Source organism: Chryseobacterium sp. CH21 (assembly GCF_004119445.1).
Taxonomy (GTDB): domain Bacteria; phylum Bacteroidota; class Bacteroidia; order Flavobacteriales; family Weeksellaceae; genus Chryseobacterium.
The window spans coordinates 1-18,902 of the sequence record NZ_QICI01000062.1 but is presented as its reverse complement, the minus strand read 5'-3'; the positions used below and the strand labels follow the sequence as shown (position 1 = coordinate 18,902).

21 protein-coding genes are annotated in these 18,902 nt (G+C 34.9%); all 21 read right to left on the bottom strand.

Features of this window, described 5'->3' with window-relative positions; genetic code table 11:
- Positions 1-81 precede the first annotated feature (81 nt).
- On the bottom strand, positions 82-1,572 hold the full coding sequence (locus BOQ62_RS12950; protein WP_129040078.1) for an MFS transporter: 1,491 nt from the start codon (positions 1,570-1,572) through the stop codon (positions 82-84).
- 106 nt (positions 1,573-1,678) lie between these two features.
- Positions 1,679-2,857, bottom strand: coding sequence for an acetyl-CoA C-acyltransferase (locus BOQ62_RS12945; RefSeq protein WP_129040076.1), 1,179 nt, complete (start codon positions 2,855-2,857; stop codon positions 1,679-1,681).
- Between the two features lie 57 nt (positions 2,858-2,914).
- Positions 2,915-3,325 (bottom strand): hypothetical protein, encoded by a 411-nt coding sequence (locus BOQ62_RS12940; protein WP_129040074.1) that lies wholly within the window; start codon positions 3,323-3,325, stop codon positions 2,915-2,917.
- A 2-nt stretch (positions 3,326-3,327) separates the two neighbouring features.
- The gene (locus tag BOQ62_RS12935) at positions 3,328-3,732 is read right to left on the bottom strand and encodes a hypothetical protein (protein ID WP_129040072.1); all 405 of its coding nucleotides are present in this window, start codon (positions 3,730-3,732) and stop codon (positions 3,328-3,330) included.
- Between the two features lie 341 nt (positions 3,733-4,073).
- Positions 4,074-5,456, bottom strand: coding sequence for a nucleoside permease (locus BOQ62_RS12930; protein ID WP_129040070.1), 1,383 nt, complete (start codon positions 5,454-5,456; stop codon positions 4,074-4,076).
- A 22-nt stretch (positions 5,457-5,478) separates the two neighbouring features.
- Positions 5,479-6,078, bottom strand: coding sequence for a bifunctional nuclease family protein (locus tag BOQ62_RS12925; RefSeq protein ID WP_129040068.1), 600 nt, complete (start codon positions 6,076-6,078; stop codon positions 5,479-5,481).
- A 189-nt stretch (positions 6,079-6,267) separates the two neighbouring features.
- Positions 6,268-7,215, bottom strand: coding sequence for an electron transfer flavoprotein subunit alpha/FixB family protein (locus BOQ62_RS12920; RefSeq protein WP_129040066.1), 948 nt, complete (start codon positions 7,213-7,215; stop codon positions 6,268-6,270).
- Positions 7,216-7,345: 130 nt separating this feature from the next.
- Positions 7,346-8,092, bottom strand: a complete 747-nt coding sequence (locus tag BOQ62_RS12915) for an electron transfer flavoprotein subunit beta/FixA family protein (protein ID WP_129040064.1) — start codon at positions 8,090-8,092, stop codon at positions 7,346-7,348.
- Between the two features lie 200 nt (positions 8,093-8,292).
- Positions 8,293-9,309: a T9SS type A sorting domain-containing protein gene (locus BOQ62_RS12910; protein WP_129040062.1), complete on the bottom strand. Its 1,017-nt coding sequence runs from the start codon at positions 9,307-9,309 to the stop codon at positions 8,293-8,295.
- Between the two features lie 246 nt (positions 9,310-9,555).
- The gene (locus tag BOQ62_RS12905) at positions 9,556-10,260 is read right to left on the bottom strand and encodes an SDR family oxidoreductase (protein ID WP_129040060.1); all 705 of its coding nucleotides are present in this window, start codon (positions 10,258-10,260) and stop codon (positions 9,556-9,558) included.
- Positions 10,261-10,341: 81 nt separating this feature from the next.
- Complete coding sequence (locus BOQ62_RS12900; protein WP_129040058.1) at positions 10,342-11,280, bottom strand: T9SS type A sorting domain-containing protein; 939 nt, start codon at positions 11,278-11,280, stop codon at positions 10,342-10,344.
- Between the two features lie 210 nt (positions 11,281-11,490).
- Positions 11,491-12,870 carry a dipeptidase gene (locus tag BOQ62_RS12895; RefSeq protein WP_129040056.1) on the bottom strand — a complete coding sequence of 460 codons (1,380 nt, stop codon included), beginning with the start codon at positions 12,868-12,870 and terminating at the stop codon, positions 11,491-11,493.
- 157 nt (positions 12,871-13,027) lie between these two features.
- Positions 13,028-13,306: a hypothetical protein gene (locus tag BOQ62_RS12890; protein ID WP_129040054.1), complete on the bottom strand. Its 279-nt coding sequence runs from the start codon at positions 13,304-13,306 to the stop codon at positions 13,028-13,030.
- 130 nt (positions 13,307-13,436) lie between these two features.
- A complete protein-coding gene (locus BOQ62_RS12885) occupies positions 13,437-14,477 on the bottom strand; it encodes a class I SAM-dependent methyltransferase (protein WP_228414067.1) in 1,041 nt (346 codons plus the stop codon).
- 371 nt (positions 14,478-14,848) lie between these two features.
- Positions 14,849-15,232, bottom strand: coding sequence for a GxxExxY protein (locus BOQ62_RS12880; protein ID WP_129040053.1), 384 nt, complete (start codon positions 15,230-15,232; stop codon positions 14,849-14,851).
- A gap of 67 nt (positions 15,233-15,299) precedes the next feature.
- On the bottom strand, positions 15,300-15,740 hold the full coding sequence (locus BOQ62_RS12875; protein WP_129040051.1) for a DinB family protein: 441 nt from the start codon (positions 15,738-15,740) through the stop codon (positions 15,300-15,302).
- 8 nt (positions 15,741-15,748) lie between these two features.
- Complete coding sequence (locus BOQ62_RS12870; RefSeq protein WP_129040049.1) at positions 15,749-16,198, bottom strand: hypothetical protein; 450 nt, start codon at positions 16,196-16,198, stop codon at positions 15,749-15,751.
- Positions 16,199-16,213: 15 nt separating this feature from the next.
- Complete coding sequence (locus BOQ62_RS12865) at positions 16,214-17,377, bottom strand: methylmalonyl-CoA mutase family protein (RefSeq protein ID WP_129040047.1); 1,164 nt, start codon at positions 17,375-17,377, stop codon at positions 16,214-16,216.
- Between the two features lie 109 nt (positions 17,378-17,486).
- Positions 17,487-17,843 (bottom strand): FtsB family cell division protein, encoded by a 357-nt coding sequence (locus tag BOQ62_RS12860; protein ID WP_129040045.1) that lies wholly within the window; start codon positions 17,841-17,843, stop codon positions 17,487-17,489.
- A 4-nt stretch (positions 17,844-17,847) separates the two neighbouring features.
- A complete protein-coding gene (udk, locus tag BOQ62_RS12855) occupies positions 17,848-18,462 on the bottom strand; it encodes a uridine kinase (protein ID WP_034697618.1) in 615 nt (204 codons plus the stop codon).
- A 221-nt stretch (positions 18,463-18,683) separates the two neighbouring features.
- Positions 18,684-18,902, bottom strand: a 219-nt coding sequence (locus BOQ62_RS12850) for an IS3 family transposase (protein ID WP_164976702.1), incomplete at its 5' end; no start/stop codon positions are given.

The window sequence follows — 18,902 nt, the reverse complement described above, 5'->3', positions numbered from 1 at the left end:
AATAAATCAAACAAAACTATCAAATAGGTGTTTTTTATTTTAAAGAATAAAAAAAGACGTTAAAAATAACGTCTTTTAATTTTATAATGTTTCTCTATCAGTTCTCATTTTGACCTTCAGGAATCGGATTAAAACCAATCCTGCACCAAAAAATATGGTCATTGATAAAGCGGCAATACGCATATTGTTAAAATGCTCAATCAATGTTGCAAAGATGAATGTTCCAATAATGATGGCAATTTTCTCCAATACATCATAGAAACTGAAGTAAGTAGTGTTCTCCATTGAATTTTCCGGAAGTAATTTTGAGTAAGTGGATCTGGACATCGCCTGAAGTCCTCCCATTACTAACCCTACTACTGCTGCAACTCCATAGAACTGATATTCTACCGTTGGATTTTCTTTATTCAGGAAATAAGCCCACAAACACGCTACTATCCAAAGTACAATCGCAATTGAAATTACGTTTCTATTACCAATTCTTTTGGATAATCTTGAGAAAATAACAGCCCCGATAATGGCTTCAATCTGAATAACCAAAAGGGTTCCGATCAGTTTATCCTGAGCAAGATTGATTTCACTCTTCCCGAATAAAGTAGCCATAAGGAAAATGGTCTGCATTCCGACACTGTAAAAGAAGAAGCTTGATAGGAAGAATTTCAGATTTCTATCTTTGAAAAGCTCTCCTCCTACTTTAAACAGTTCGTGGAAACTTTCTTTTGCAATATCTTTATAGAAGCTCAGGTTATCTTTAAAAACTTCAAAGAAACCTCCCTGCTCTTCATGCTTTTTGAAGATATTTTTATAATTCAGCAATACCAAATCTTTAGGAAGTTTATCTTTCACATCCCCAAATTGAGGAAGATGTTTGAAGGTATATTGGGAAAAACCGAACCACCATGCACCTGTTAACAGAAAACTGATTCTTGTAAATAATAACTGCTGAGCAGCTCCTTTGGCAAAAACCTGGATCAAAATTAAACAGATTACTACCAAAACTACAGAACCCAGATATCCGTACACATATCCTCTGGCAGAAAGCGCATCCTGCCTGTCTGGTGTAGCAATATCCGGAAGGAACGAGTTATAAAACACTAAACTTCCCCAGAACCCTACACTGGCAGTAATACTGAATAAGAGCCCCAGAAATACATTGTGCATTCCGGTAAACATGGCTAATCCCATACAAGATGTTGCTCCCAGATAACAGAAAAACTGCAGGAAAGATTTTTTGTTTCCGATGGTATCTGCTAATGAAGATAAAAACGGAGACAATAATACTACGATAAAGAACGATATCGTAAGTGAATATCCGTATACGGCATCCGGCTGATATCCTTCTCCAAAAATTTTGATAGAATGTCTTACCGGGACATCAATCCATGTTTTGGTTTCTGCTACGTATTCCTTTTTCTCATACGCTGTGGTAAGGATAGAGTAATAAATAGGGAAAATAGTAGAGGTAATAACCAGGGAATAAACGGAATTTGCCCAGTCATATACAGCCCAGGCTTTCATAATCTTCGGATTATTCTTTATGTTTTTAGGCTGTCGATTCTCAGTTTCAGACATTTCAAATATATATTAGTAGCACAAAAATAAAAAAACCATTAAGAAATGGATAAGTTTTTAAAAAAATTATCGATTCCTTAATGGCAATATATTCTGAAACAGAATATTAGATATTTTCAATCACGATAGCAGAAGCACCTCCACCACCGTTGCAGATTGCTGCGGCACCGTATTTTGCATTGTTTTGCTTCAGTACGTTAATCAATGTAACAATGATTCTTGATCCTGAACTTCCCAGTGGGTGTCCAAGAGCTACAGCTCCTCCGTTTACGTTTACTTTAGCTGCATCTAATCCTAAGATTTTGTTGTTTGCCAATCCTACTACTGAGAAAGCTTCGTTGAATTCGAAGAAATCGATATCAGAAACTTCTAATCCTGCTTTTTTAAGAGCGATAGGTAGTGCTTTAGCCGGAGCAGTCGTAAAGTTTTCAGGCTCGTGTGCCGCATCAGCGTAAGAAACGATTTTGGCAAGAGGTTTTAATCCAAGTTCTTCCATTTTTTCTTTAGAAACAAGAATTAATGCAGAAGCACCGTCATTCAGAGTAGATGCATTAGCAGCTGTTACCGTTCCTTCTTCTTTTTTGAATACGGTAGGAAGTGTTGAAATTCTGTCGAAGTTTACAGCTTTGTATTCTTCATCTTCAGCAAAGATTACAGGCTCTCCTTTTCTCTGAGGAATAGAAACCGGTACAATTTCTTCATTGAATTTACCTTCACTCCACGCTTTTGCAGATCTTTTGTAAGATTCAACAGCGAAGTTATCCTGATCTTCTCTTGTGATATTATAGTCTACCGCACATTTTTCTGCACATACTCCCATATGTACTTTGTTGTATACGTCTGTAAGACCGTCAAGTACCATTCCGTCAAGCATTTTGATATCGCCTAGCTTTGTAGCAACTCTTGCATTGTAATAGTGAGGAACTAAAGACATATTTTCCATACCACCTGCAACAATTACTTCTGCATCACCAGCTTTGATTGCCTGAGCAGCCATTGTTACAGCCTTCATTCCTGAAGCACACACTTTATTAACTGTAGTAGAAGGTGTATTGATTGAAAGACCTGCTCCTAAAGCTACCTGACGAGCCGGCGCCTGGCCTTCTCCTGCCTGAAGAACATTTCCCATATAGATTTCCTGAACCTGATTAGGATCTAAACCGATTTTATCTAATGCCCCTTTTACAGCAGTTGCTCCCAGTTTTGTAGCTGGAACTGTTGATAAGCTTCCCATAAAACTCCCCATAGGTGTTCTTACTGCGGAAACAATGAATACTTCTTTCATGTATATAATTTTTATTTAGCCAAAACGGAACCAGTGTTCCATTTTTATAGTTAGAATTTATTTTACTTTTACGTACACAACGTCGAATGATGTTCCTTCAATCTTAGTATTCACTTTCAGAAGATTATCTTGTGTGGCTACTATTTTATTGTTGAAAACATCTCCTACCTGTGCCGGATCATTTTTATCTGATTTCTCCATTACGATTGCTTTGTAATTGCAGTCATCTATAAAAACCAATGTTGATTTTATATAATCTTTTCCATTATTAAAATATTCGGTCTGAACATTATCTTTAATGGTCATATACCATATCCCTTCCGGGTAATTGGGTCTTACAAATTTACCTTCTTTGATATTGGTACATTTAGGCGGGCTATCCGGTTTTTTCTGCTCTGTTGCCTGAGCCTGAATTTGAATAGCTGCAGCCAACAGAACTCCTGCTGAAAATTGTTTTAAAAGATTCATTTTTATATTTGTGTTCTGTTATCTACTTTTTTATTTCCTCCTGCAAAAACCAGAAGAAAAGCTCCTAAAAATTCTATAACCCATCCCCATTTCAGTTTAACGATTCCTGCAAAAGTTTCCTGCCAGGATTTGAAGGGTAAAAAGCTGAAATATTGTAAGGACTGCATTTTTACAGCGAATAAGGTAAATGCAAATAAAAGGATAAGCAGAATACCAAAAAACCTTACAATTTTTGCACTGTTATTGACGATTCCAAAAACGGCACATGCGGAAAAAATCCAGCATGCTATGGCCAGATAATGATCAAGCTTCCAATAGTTCCAATTCCCGATGATAGGCACATGTACCAAGGGTAAAAAACTACCTACAATTACTAACAGTAATCCTAATAACTGAATATTTTTCATATTTACTAAAGTGCCAAAATACAAAAAAACACACTTTTAAAGAGTGTGTTTTAAAAATAGGAATTCTGTACCCGAACACTTGTTAGACACAAAAAAGCTTTCATATTTTTATTTATTAAACAATGAAAATAGTGATTTAGTATCAAATTAAAAATTAACATTTGCTATTTATATACCAATCTGAAGTCCATATTTTTTCTTCAGCAAAGCATTGTGTTGTCAAAAGTGGGAGTAAAGTCTTTCTGAACAAATAAATTCCAGACAGCACAAGGGTTTAAAACAAAAAAATTGCATTCTTTTTCAAAAATGCAATTTAATATTTCAATAAATGTAAGTTTAGATTAATGTTTTACTGAAGAAACATCTTCCGGATTGTGTTTATGTTTAAACAATACGGCAAAGAAAATCGCCAGTATCAACGCATAAATTGCGAAAGAAAGCCATATCTGCTGCCAGTCTTTTACCATTACTACAGCGGAAAGGGTTCCGTCTGCGTTCACAGCTGAGTTGAAACTGTTCTTTAAAATTTCCAGAAAAGTAGGATTATCCGGTGTAGTTTGCAGATAATTAGACAAATCTGAAGCTGTTGTAAATTTATGGGTAAAGAATTTATCAATAGCCCATCCTGCAATATAACTTCCAAAAACAGCTCCGAAACCATTGGTCATCATCATAAACAAGCCCTGAGCCGAAGAACGGATCTTTTTATCAGTGGTCGTTTCTACGAAAAGAGAACCTGAGATATTAAAGAAATCGAAAGCCATTCCGTATACAATACATGAAAGAATGATTAATGAAAGTCCAAATCCATCCGGAACACCATATGCAAAGAAGCCGAATCTTAAAACCCATGCTAACATTGACATCAACATTACTTTTTTGATTCCAAATTTCTTCAGGAAGAAAGGAATTGCCAGAATAAACAGGGTTTCTGAAACCTGAGAAATTGACATGATAATGGTAGATCTTTGAACTACAAACGAGTCCGCATATTTAGGGAAATGGGCAAATTCACTTAAGAAAACATCTCCATAAGCATTGGTAAGCTGAAGTGCCGCTCCCAAAAGCATTGAAAATAAGAAGAATAACGCCATTTTATAATTTCCAAAAAGCTTGAATGCATTCAATCCTAATTGCTCGGATAATGGTGAGTTTTTATCAATCAGCTTTTGTGGCGGACATTTTGGTAATGTAAGAGCGTAAATACCTAAGAAAATGGCTACTGCACCTCCAATATAAAACTGACCTTCTGTTGCTTTGTTTCCACTAAGATTCGTGATCCACATCGCTACAATAAAACCAATAGTTCCCCATACACGAATGGGGGGGAAATCTTTTACGACATCCAGATTATTATTTTTCAGGATCGTATAAGAAATGGAGTTTGCAAGTGCGATAGTAGGCATGTAGAAACACATGGCTACAAGCATTACCGAAAAGAAAGAATTCGGGTCTGCGGAATGAGGTAAAATGAAAAGAATAACCCCATAAAGGATGTGTAATACTGAAAATATGCGTTCCGCATTGATCCAGCGGTCAGCGATAATTCCGGTAATGGTTGGCATAAAGATGGAAGCAATTCCCATTGTTCCGAACACAGCTCCAAACTGAGTTCCTTCCCAATGTTTGGTGCCAAACCAGAAGTTTGCCATCGTTATCAGCCATGCTCCCCACACAAAAAACTGGAGAAAACTGAGGATGGTCAGTCGTAATTTTAAATTCATAGTTTATATAAAAAGTATCTCTTTAGTCAATTTTCTTTTTCCTCCTCTTGATTTCTTCCTGGATTTCAAGGGCGGTATCATAGTCTTCTTCTTTAACGGCATCTTCCAATAATTTCTGAAGCTCTTCCATGGAAAGAGATTTTAAATTATCTTCTGTCTGTACAGTTTCTGAGAAAGACTGCTCTTCTTTTGAAACATCTTCCAGTTCCAATAATATCCCTGCTTCATTTAAAACCTGCTGTGTGGTAAATATAGGGGCATCAAATCTTACCGCCATTGCAACAGCATCAGAAGTTCGGGCATCAAGGATCAATTCTTCCTCGGTGACTTTATTTTTAAAGTTGATATTTGAAAAGAATACTCCGTCTACAATCTGATAGATGATGACAGAAATTAACTCATAATTGGCAGAAACTATAAATTTTGTAAATAAATCATGAGTAAGAGGACGCGGTGGATGAATATCTTTCTCCAACCCAAGAGAGATAGACTGGGCTTCGAAATTTCCTATAACAACAGGTAATTTTATATGTGTTTCTTCATGTTCCAGTAACAATGCGTACGCCCCCGACTGGGTTTGGCTGTACGATATTCCGCGAATAATTAGCTGTTTATAATCCATAGCTACAAATATAGATTAATTTTTTGTTGTGTTTTCACTTTTTTACGCAAAAATAAAAGCCCGGAAAGCCGAGCTTTTATCTATATTGTTGATGATTGTCAAAAGTCAATAGTGAATTTTGCTTCGCAAGTGAATTATTTAATTAAAAATTGACCAGCAAAGCGAATTGACTATTCACAATTCACTTTCTTATCCTTTTATTGCTTTAATTTTCTCAGTTAATGCAGGAATAATCTGGAAAGCATCTCCTACTATTCCGTAATCTGCAGACTTGAAGAACGGTGCTTCAGGGTCACTGTTGATTACTACAATAGTTTTTGAAGAGTTCACTCCGGCAAGGTGCTGAATTGCTCCTGAAATCCCTACAGCAACATAAAGATTCGGTGCAATCGCTTTCCCTGTTTGTCCTACGTGCTCTGTGTGAGGTCTCCATCCGATATCAGAAACTGGTTTAGAACATGCTGTAGCAGCTCCTAAAACGTTTGCTAAATCTTCGATCATTCCCCAGTTTTCAGGACCTTTCATCCCTCTACCAGCAGAAACAACGATTTCGGCTTCTTTAAGATCTAATTTACCTGAGCTTTGTTCGTGAGAAATCACTTTAGTATCTTCATTAGCTATAGATAAGTTTTTCACTTCTTCTGAACCTGATACTGCATTTTCTTTAACACCGAAAGCATTTTGAGAAACGGTAACGATTACTCCGTTTCCTTCTGCTTTTGCGTGCATGAATCCTTTTCCTGAGAATGCTCTTCTTTTCACCTGGAAAGGAGAAAGGCTTTCAGGAGCCTCCAATGCATTAGTAATTAAAGAATAGTTCTTCATTACTGCAAGCATAGGAGCAATTGAAGAAGCGTCAGTAGTGTGAGGGAAAACAATGATATTTCCGTCTGCTACTTCGCTTACAGCCTGTGCAAATGCTTTTGCTGAGAAGTTTTTAAGACCTTCGTCTTTAATATTGATAACGTTTGATGCTCCATATTTGTATAATAAATCTGAAGAATCTGTTGGGTTTACAGAGATTGCCGTAACGGTATCTCCAGCTTTATCAGCAATAGCTTTAGCGTAAGAAACTGCTTCGAAAGCTGCTTTTTTGTAAACTCCATTTATATTTTCTGCGTATACGAATACTGCCATTTCAAAATTGTTTAAGGTTTGACGTTCAAGATTCAAGGTTATCAAACTCACTGAAAATTAATGGAAATGAGAGAGTTTCTAATTTACATCAATGTTATCCTGAATCTTTTTACTTTTTACTTGATTCTTATTAAATTACTTTAGCTTCTTCGTGAAGTAATCTTACCAATTCATCCAGGTTGTCAGGAGAAACCATTTTCACAGCTGCTCTTGCAGGAACGCTGTCATAAGATACTCCCTGAACTTTTACTTCTGAAGAAGAAGGCTCTACTACCTGCAGAGGTTTTGTTCTTGCAGACATAATTCCTCTCATATTCGGGATGATAAGGTCTTTTTCATCTACTAATCCTTTCTGGCCTGCAATAATTGCCGGTAATTTTACAGAAATAGTTTCTTTTCCTCCTTCAATTTCTCTTACTGCAGTAGCTTCGCTTCCGTTCACGTCTAATCCTACTGAAGCGTTCACGAAAGGTTGGTTCAATAGCTGAGCCACCATTCCTGGAACAGAACCTCCGTTATAATCGATAGATTCTTTTCCGCAAAGAATAAGATCATATCCTCCGTTTTGAGCTACAGCTGCAATTTCTTTTGCTGTAGAATAGCTGTCTTTCGGATCAAGATTTACTCTTACAGCATCGTTAGCACCAATAGCTAAAGCTTTTCTGATTACAGGCTCTGTAGCAGTATCCCCTACGTTGATTACTGTTACTGTTGCTCCCTGAGATTCCTGAAGTTTAACCGCTTTTGTCAATGCAAATTCGTCTAGCGGGTTGATTACCCACTGAATTCCGTTTTTGTCGAAAGCAGACTTATCTGCTGTAAAGTTAATTTTGGAAGTAGTATCCGGAACACTACTAATACAAACTAATATTTTCATGTGTACTATTTTATTTTTTCCCTTTAATGCATCCACCCATGACGATTTCCGCAGAAATTTTGTTTGAATTAATTTTTGCTAATATAAGCAAAAAATATATTATGCATGCATAATATATATTGATTTGTTATTCAGAGCATTAAAATTAACAAAACGCCCTATTACAGAGCGTTTTCGTGTTATTAAAAGTAAGATTAAGATTATTTTTTAATAATTTTTTTAGAAAATTTATTTCCCTTTATTTCTATGTTGACAGTATAAATTCCCGGGATAAGATTCCGGATATCTACTTTATTATGATTTAATTGAACCTCCATTTTTCTTCCTGACATATTTGTAACTTCAACATGGGTGGCTGGTGCTTCTGATTGTATATTAAGAAAATCAGTTGCGGGATTTGGGTAGACTGAAATTCTGTTTTCTTCTGCAACAGTTTCTTTGGTTCCCAATGTTGCAGCATTTACAGCTGTTACCGTATAATCATCAAAAGAAGTGATAGTCGCTACGGTGTTCCCTGTGCTGGCTACTGAAACGAAGTCCATTTCAAAGGGATCCACGCCTGCCGCTGCCGGAGTATGCGTTGATGCAGGGCTGTAAATACTACCACCAGGGGTTGTCCATGTAACAACTCCTGTCGTTTTATTGAATGTACAGTTCAAAGTAATCCAGGTATTGGGTGGATAGGTAGTCGTAGCAGGTTCCAGATAAAATAGATAATTCCCGGTTACCCCTGATGATATCTTGGTGTAGTATGCTATTCCAACAATTCTCTGTGTATTGTATTCATATCCAGCTCCTAGCAGTGTTTTATGGGTCGTTCCATCATAAATCAGTACAGTTCCCCGTCCTACACCTCCTGTAGAGCTTCCCGTGTAAAGATTAAAACTCAGTTTAAGGATATCATTTCCGAAGTTTCTTCCTGTCCAGGCTGTTCCAAGGCCATTTTTCCATATATATTTTGTTACCGGACCACCAGCGCTTCCTCTAACCTGTAAAGATTTTCCATGGGAAGCATCAATATTCACAATTTGTGCGTCCGAATTAGATCCTCCTGCAAAATCTGTATAAAACCCGCCTTGTCCAGGAGTAGCTGCTGTAATGTCTGTTCCAACATTTCCTAGAGTATAGGTATTAAAGCTGTCACTTTCCAGTGCCTGGGCATTCCATGTTTGAAATAAAATCAACAAAAATGCATTAATTGATAGAAAATTTTTCATATTTTTATTTTAATTCACCACCAAACTTACTTCAGTTTAAAAATAGAATCAATACCAGTTATTAGGTAGATTTAACTCCCTATCCTATTAATGATTAAATGAAGAAAGAACCGTTTCTGTTGATAAGACAACAAACGTTTTGAAAGGTTGTTTTTGAAATAAAAACATCTATCAATTAATGTATTTTTATTGAATTGGCTATACTAAAAAATTATTATTTGAAGTATCAATTTTTAAGATCAATTATTATGATGGCTTAGTAGCTCTAAATTCTATTTTACTAGGTAAAACTCTTGGATTCATCTTCAGAATATCCAGCACAAGATTTCCCATATCTTCCGGCTGAATTTTCCAACTGTCTTTTTCTGATGGAATATTTCCGTTAAAATGAGTTGCTACGGATCCGGGCATAATAACTGTGGACTTAATGTTATATTTCCTTAAATCTATCATAGCAGCTTGTGTGAAACCTACCACTCCGAATTTCGAAGCATTATATCCTGTCCCGTTTTCAAAGAAGTTGGCTCCTGCCAGACTGGAAATGGTAATATAATACCCTTCTGTCTTCTTCAATTCTTCTACAGAGGCTTTTAAAGTATAAAAAACCCCGGTAAGATTGGTTTCGATCATATCATTCCATTCTTCCGTCGTTAATTCATCTACGGGCTTAAAAATACCTAATCCTGCGTTGGCAATGATATAATCTAATCTTCCAAACTTTTCAACTGTATATTTTACAGCTTCCTGCTCGCTTTCCAGGCTTCTTACATCAGAAACAATTCCCAAAACATTTTCCGAATATTGTTTAAGTTCTTCTTCGGCCTTCATGACATCTTCTCTTTTTCTGCCTGAAAATGCTACTGATATTCCATTTTCAAGTAAAATTTTAGCAATTCCGAAACCAATACCTTTGGTTCCTCCTGTTATATAAGCTGTTTTATTTTCTGACATATGCTTTACAATTTTAATTCTTTAAAAATAACAAAAACGCCCCAATTGGAGCGTTTTCCTGATACTAAGATTGATCAGAATTTATTTTTTTATGAATTTCTTATTAAATCTTCCTTTCTCCGTATCGATGATAAGAATATAATTTCCGGCAGTCAGTTCTGATACATTTACAGAAGTATTATTTTTGTTATTACTGGAAAACACCGTCTTTATTGATTTTCCAGCCATATCGATAATACTCACCAGATTAATTTTTGCTTCTTTTGAGGTAACATTGATGATATCAGTAACTGGATTTGGATAAAATGTCAATTCTATATCATGTAAATCAGCATCTTTTACCCCCATAACCTGTAACTCAGTATTAATTTTAATATTATCAATATAAGCTGATCCTAACGCATTATTATGTACAAAACGTAGCTGGTTGATATTCATAGCCCCTGCTGCTGCACCTGTGTAAATGAGAACATCATTAAGATAATACCTGACATCTGTGGCAGTTCCAACAACTTTAAATCTATACCATGTATTCGGCAGCCAGGCTGAAGGGATGGAAATCAGATCCTGTACGCCTGATATGGTATTCAGAATCTTCACCAATCCGGTGTGATCAAAGTCCAATCTCACCACCAACTGATCATCAATATCGTTTACCCCCTGAAAACCAAAATCAGAACCGTTGAGCTGCGACATATTGATATCGAATGATACTGAGAAATTGTTGTAAGAAAGAGGGGTTGAGAGATTATAAAAACCTCCTATAATGGGTTCAGATTGGGTTCCATAGGTTGTTTCTTTGACAATTTTGAGGGAAGTGCTTCCGTCGCTCGCTTTATCAGAACTGATGGTTTGATGGGTTATATTTTCAGGAATACCTCCCGTGGGTGTACTGATCCAGCCAGCCTGTCCGTTGATATTTCCGGTATTAAATCCTTCACTGGATTCAAAAGATACTGTCTGTTGTGCAAAAACACACATAGATAATAGCAAAAATGCAATTGAGTAGTATTTTTTCATAGTAAATCAAGTTTTGTATTAAAAATATAAACTTTCCATGAATGGTGAAATAACTTATTGCAAATAAAAATTAACACTTTTATTTTCAGTGAATTTAATTTTTAAAGGACCCTAAAAACACATTTCTAAAAGGTGATAATGATATGAAATGGATAAAAAAATAAGGTATCTCTTTGCAGAAACACCTTATCATTTGTTATTTTCGTTGAATTACTTTGAATAATTTTCAAAAAACATTGGGATACTTTCAATTCCTTTATAGAAATTAAACAATCCATAATGTTCGTTTGGAGAGTGGATCGCATCAGAATCCAGCCCGAAGCCCATCAATACAGATTTAGCTCCTAAAACCTGCTCAAACATTGCTGTAATCGGAATACTTCCTCCTCCTCTGTATGGAAGAACTTCTTTTCCGAATGCAGATTCCATTGCTTGTTTTGCTGCTGCAAATTCTTTGGTATCCGTTGGTAAAACGTAAGGCATACCTCCGTGGTGAGGAGTAACTTTCACTTTTACAGTATCCGGAGCAATCTTTTCAAAATATTTCGTGAATTTTTCTGTAATCTCCTGCGGAGTTTGGTAAGGAACCAAACGCATTGAAATTTTAGCAAAAGCTTTTGAAGGAATTACTGTTTTCGCTCCTTCTCCTGTATAACCACCCCAGATTCCGTTGCAGTCTAAAGTAGGGCGAATAGATGTTCTTTCTAACGTTGTATAGCCTTTTTCACCTTCTATATTGCTTAATCCGATTGACTTTTTGAATTCTTCAGGATTGTCTTTCAATTTGTTCATTTCCGCTCTTTCTGCGTCTGAAACCGTTTCTACGTTGTCATAGAACCCGTCAATAGTAATGTGTCCGTTTTCATCAATCAGATTCGCAATCATTCTTGAAAGAACGTGAATAGGGTTTGGAACTGCTCCCCCATAAAGTCCTGAGTGTAAATCTCTGTTTGGACCTTCCACTTCTACTTCTACATAGCTTAAACCTCTTAATCCTGTTGTCACAGTAGGTTGTTCGTTGCTATAAATGTGAGTATCAGAAATTAAGATACAATCGCAAGCTAGTTTTTCTTTATTTTCATTTACCCAGTCTCCTAAGCTTACAGATCCTACTTCTTCTTCTCCTTCTAAGATAAATTTAACATTGCAAGGAAGAGCATTGGTTTTCATCATGGCTTCAAAAGCCTTCAGGTGCATGAAAAACTGTCCTTTATCATCAGCTGAACCTCTTGCGAAGATGGCTCCTTCAGGGTGTAATTCAGTTTTCTCAATATAAGGCTCAAAAGGAGGTTTTGTCCATAACTCTAATGGATCTGCCGGCTGAACGTCATAATGTCCATATACCAATACTGTAGGTAAATTTTTATCTAAAATCTTTTCCCCGAAAACAATTGGATACCCTTTCGTCTGGCAAACTTCCACATTATCAGCGCCTGCATTTTGAAGGTGTGCTGCCACTACATCTGCACATTTCAAAACGTCATCTTTATACGCCGGATCTGCAGAAATAGAAGGAATTCTCAATAACTCAAATAATTCATCCACGAAACGCTGTTTGTTTTCGTTAATGTAATTTAATGTCTCTTGCATTGTAAAAATTTATTTTGTTAAAATTAAAAAAAATGCGTGGCAGGGACAAACAAAAAGGGATGATTTTCCAAACCCGATGTTAATGAACCCTTTAGTCAGATTTTTTAATAAAAAATGCCCTGCAGAAACAGGGCACTTGTATATTGTATACTACTAATTAGTGTTCAGCTTTTGGAGCTTCTTTTGCTTCAGCAGGTTTTGCAGCAGCAGTACTGTCTGTTTTATGCGCTTCAGGTTTTGCAGCTTCTTCTTTGTGTCCTTCAGCAGTTGCAGCAGCCTCATGACCATGTCCGTGAGCTTCTCCTCCCTGTGCATCATCAGAATATCTTTCTACTCCTTCTTCTAGTTTTAGAGTGTTCTTATTCCCTCCCGCAGGTACTTTTTTACAGCTAACAGCTACAGTCGCAATAGCTAAACATATAATCAATTTTTTCATATGTAAAATTTAATTTTTTAAAAAATCATATAAAACCGCGCTATTTTTGGTTATTTAAAAAGCCAGCGATTTCATGCTTCAATTTTTGATTGCCCAAAATTAAGAAATCCTGTATTTTTCAGCAACATTTTTATACTGATTTTAAAATAATTTTCCCTTTTTTGGATTGTGTAAAAATAAGGTAGTGTTCTCCTCCATCTTTTAACCCATATTTCTTTTTGATTTCTTCTGGCTTTAAAGGGTAGTTTTTTGAAATGACATTGAACTGCTCTTTCTTTTTAATACTTTTAGAATCAATAATTTCCATTTCAAAAACTCTTCCGGGAAAGTCTTCATTTTTTTCAGCAGAAGTATATAAATGACTGTTTGGATGAAGCTTTTTTAATCCGAATTTTTGTGAGATCAAATTAAAGACTCCCGCCTTCAAAATAGAATGATTGGGGATATAAATGTATTTTTCCGGTTCAGAATATTCTGATTCTGCGGTTTCTTCTTCCCCAAATATGAATGTAAAGGTTTCTTCCCCACTTTCAAGGTTTACACAGTTACAAATAATCCCATCTGTATTTTTGTTGGATAAAAAGACTACAACTTCCTTTACATCATTTTTCAGAGCAATAATATCAATTCTTGAAATACCGGGCAGCACTGAAATAAGGTATTTAAGATCAATAAGCGGAGAAAGTTTTATCACCACCTGATCGGAAATAGAACATAATTTTTCCTGAATTTCAAGAATATCGGGAGACAGGTCTTCTAAAAGAAAAACTTTGTTTTTTTGCTCGTCTCTTCTGGCCGGATCAAGATAAATAACATCAAAATGCTCCTTATTCTCATCCAAAAAATCTTCAAGCTTAAGGTTGATAAATTTCGCCTGACGGTTTAGGATATTCCAGTTATTTTCAACAATCTTTAAAAGTTCGGTATTCTGTTCTACTAAAGTGATATGATCAAAATTCTGAGACAAATAATAGGCGTCAATCCCAAAACCGCTTGTGAGGTCTATAAATGTTTTCCCTTTCAGTATTTCGGATTTATATAAGGCTGTTTTTTCTGATGATGACTGTTCCAGATTAAGTTGCGGCGGGAAAAGAATACCTTCTTTTAAAAGAAATGGGAATTTTCTCTCTGCCACCTGTTTTCCTTTGATCTGCTGTACAATTTCCAGCATAGAAACCTCTGGAAATGGAGATTTTTCAGCAGTAATGTGTGTAAATCTGTATTCAGATTTGCGTTGATATAGTTTTGAATTTCTTTGTTTAATATTTTAACCACAGATGACACGGATTTTCACAGATGTTTATGTTGTATTTCTTTATGTATATTAATGTAGATGTACTTTCCTTTTCTTATTATTCTAAAGTTTTGTAAAATCGATAGTTGTTTTTTAATCACAGAGGGCACAGATTTTCATAAACGTTTATGTTGTATTTCTTATCTATTTCAATGAGAAATAATAATGATAATCTTTTTTTTAATTTTTTTTAAAATACACGCAATCATCTGTGAAAATCTGTGTCATCTGCGGTTATATTTAGAAAATTAATCTAAACTCCCTCTTACTTTACGAAAAATACTTTTGCTAATATAATCAGTATTAAAGTTAACCAGAATTCCTAATTTCAACCCCGTCAACTTTATATAGGTTAATAACTGCTGATGATGAATATTTGCTATTTCCGTCACTGCTTTCACTTCTATAATAATTTTATCTTCAACAATTATATCTGCAATAAAACTAGAGTCAATAATGATATCTCTGAATTTAACTTTCATTGGAACTTGAGTATTAACTTTTAATCCGTTATTCTCAAGTTCATAAACCAAAACTTTTTCATAAACTTTTTCCAAAAGCCCTGGACCAAGTTCATTATACACAGAAAATATGGATTTTCTGATAAAAAAACTTATCTCATTTTCTTTCATAATATTTGCATTTTGTGTTTTTATAAATCTACACAAAATCTTTCTAGAAAATGATTATTTACTAAAATTATCTCTTATAAAAAATATAATCAGTCAACACCGGGGTTATACCGTTCTGCTTAAGCAAAGAATTGATTTGCCCTCTGTGATAGGTGGAATGATTAACTGCATGAAAAAGCATTTCAAAAATGGTGTTTTCAAACTTTGTTCCTCTTGAATTCTGATATTCTATTCTTTTATCCAAATCAAGATTGGAGATAATATCAATACTTTTAATAAAATTAGCCTGATTGATTTCCATCAGGGATTCAAAAGGATTGATCTGCCAAACTTCAAAGGTTGTTTCTCCCAATATCCGGGCATTCCAGATCTGTTGTGCATTAAGAGTATGATTAATGAGATTGATTGTTTTATCATCTACAAGTTCTCTGTTTTCAGAGATCACTTTAATCATCTCAATATTGAAATGATAGGTATATTCGAATAAATCAATCAGTTTTTCTTTCATTCTTAAAACTATAAGTCTTTCTCTCTACGTAATGTCATTACATTTGGAGATGTAGGATCAATATCTGCCGGGGTTTCGTTTTCAAAGTCGAAGAATAGTAGCAATTCATCTTCATTAATAAATTTAATAAGTCCACTTAAAAATTTACTTTCTTCAAGTTTATTATTAAAATCATTGTATGATCCAATGAGATTGAATTTGATAATTTTTTTTGAAAAATCAGCAGTATATTTCACATGTCCAATTTTACCTTTATTTGGTCCATCAGGAATTACATGATTTCTACCATCAATATTCAATCCATCAAGTTCTGCTTTTACATAACCGTCTGAAAAAAACGTGAATGAGCCATATTTACCAGCGTCTGTTCCTACCCATTTTCCATACAAATCTTTCTCTATTTGAGAAAAACATAATCCGAAAAACAATAAAAAGACAATTATGAAGCTTTTTTTCATGGTATAATTAATGTTTTATTCAAACATTTCAGCCCAACGAACGGCTTTTATTTCTTTTTCGTTGTAAAGATCTCCAATAGACTTTTTAACGTCTAATTTAGGGTATAAATTAACTCCAATCAGCTTTATTTTCCCTTCTTCAATCCATTGCTGCTCTTCAATAGCATGATTATAGATCTTTTTCTGAACAATTCCCTGTTTCAAAAGCTCAAGATATCCTCCAGCTTCTTCTATTTCCACTAATAAATCCCATGCTTTTTCTGCAAACTGACGTGTAATATCTTCTACATAATAACTTCCGTTCGAAGCATCTTCAAATACATTGATAATACTTTCGTAAGCCAGAACAATCTGCTGCTTGAAAGATATTTCCTCCGAGTTATCCGTACTTCTGTCTACAAGATAATTATTGGAAAATACGGCATCAGCACCTCCGATCATAGCAGAAGCAAGTTCTAATGTGGAGCGGATAAGGTTGTTTTCGTTGTCAGCAACTGCTTTATTTCGAAGCGAAGTCTCTGCAAAGATGTAAGGAACTTCATCCAGTCCATATTCTTTGGAAAGCTGGTTAAAAACAATTTTAAAGGCTCTCAGTTTGGCCATTTCAAAGAAATAACTTCCTCCTACAGCTATTCTAAAGATCAATTTGCTTAAAATTTCAGTTCCATAGACCTCTACCAACTCTTTTGTTTTTGCCAAAGCAATGCCCAGCTGTTGATAGATAGCAGCACCAGCATTCTGATGTAGTGAAATATCAACACAGATGCTTCTTTTGAAGTCTTTTGCCAATAATTCTTTTACCAACTGATCATCAATGCTTCCTTCTTTTTCATTAAAAACATCTATCAATGAAAAATATTGGTCTTCTTCTTTGGGACTGATATGTCCTGCAAGTTCTTTATTATTAATAAAAAGGGTTTTCTGATCAAGAGTTTCTACATTCTGATCAAGAACAAATGCAAATACTTCATCTTCCAGACTTTCATGGTATCTTGCTACCAAATGGGTGCTTTCTTCAACTCTGGGAAGGTTTAACAAAGGTTTCTCAACTTCTGTATAAAAAGGCTTCACCTCTACTCCTTCCAGATTCTTTTTTTCTAAAACGGGATAAATATCTTCTGTTTTAAGCTGTTTTTTGACTAGAGTTTCCCAGTTTGAAAGTATATCTGTATTTGACATTAGTTTTAGTTTAAATTGTGAATTGTCAATGGTGAATTTTGTTTCACAAGTGAATGATACTATCAGACAAGCTGAATTGTCTATTCACTATTGACACTTTAGCATGCTTTTATTTCTTGGCAACTTTTGTGCTGTCTACCACCAAAATGAAGATTTCTTCATTCGGTTTTTTCATAAAATAATTTTCTCTTGCGTACTTTTCTTTTTCTGACTTGTTGTTCATCAGTTTTTTATAAAAAGCATCATTTTTCTCGTATTCTTTTTTATAATATTCCAATTGGTCTTCATATTTATGAATCTCACCATTCAGTTCATTAATTACAAGAAATGAGGTTTTATCGAAAAAAATCATCCATACCAAAAACAGACAGATCGTAATGGTATACTTATTCAAAACATATTTCTGGATAATTTTGAATGTTTCAGATTTCGGCTGAATGTCTTTGATAAGGTTATTTTCTTCCATTTTTTTAATGTTTTTTCAACGAATTTTTAATAACAGTAGTTAAAAAATCAATGGCTACAGAATTCTGCTTCATGTTAGGAATGATAAGATCGGCATCATTTTTAGACGGTTCGATGAATTCCTGGTGCATTGGTTTCAATGTAGTCTGATAGCGGTGTAATACTTCGCTCAGGTCTCTTCCTCTTTCCTGGGTATCTCTTCTGATCCTCCTGATGAGTCTTTCGTCTGAATCTGCATGAACAAATACTTTCAAATCGAATTCTTTCAGTAATTCTTTGTTGGTAAGAACAAGAATTCCTTCTACTACCAATACGTTTTTAGGTTCTACAGTGACATGATCTCCTGTTCTGGAATGGGTGACAAAGCTATAAATGGGCTGTTCAATAGACTCATTATTTTTTAAAGCTTTTACATGTTTTATCAATAGGTCAAAGTCTATGGATTTCGGATGGTCATAGTTTAGAGCTTCTCTTTCCGTCAATGTAAGACCTTGGTTGTCATGATAATAATTATCCTGAGAGAGGATATTCATTCCCTCAATATCAAGCTGCTGAAGTATCTTATCAACAACTGTAGTTTTGCCGGATCCTGTACCACCGGCAATTCCTATTACAAGCATTGTTTTTTTGTTTCTTTATAGTTGGTACAAATATACTATTTTAGATAAAATATGACAATGTAAGAGTATTGAGAAATTAAAAGTTTAAAGCATTTAAAGATTAAAAGATTTTCCGGAAACCTGCCAGTCTTTGTGATTTATTGCTATTCCTCAACTTTCGTCTCCGGATTCAATAAAAAAATCCGACAATTAATAGACTGCACCCAAAAGTTTAGACAAAATTAAACAATATTATTATATGAAAGAGTTCTGTACTGTACGGGACTCTTTCCTTTTAGATTAAGTCTTATCCTGTCGTTATTATAGTAATTGATATACTTCTTTATTTCTTTTTTGAGCTCATCAATGGTTTTAAATTTCTTAGTATAGAACATTTCAGATTTTAAAGTTCCAAAGAAGTTTTCTATTACCGCATTATCCAGGCAGTTTCCTTTGCGGGA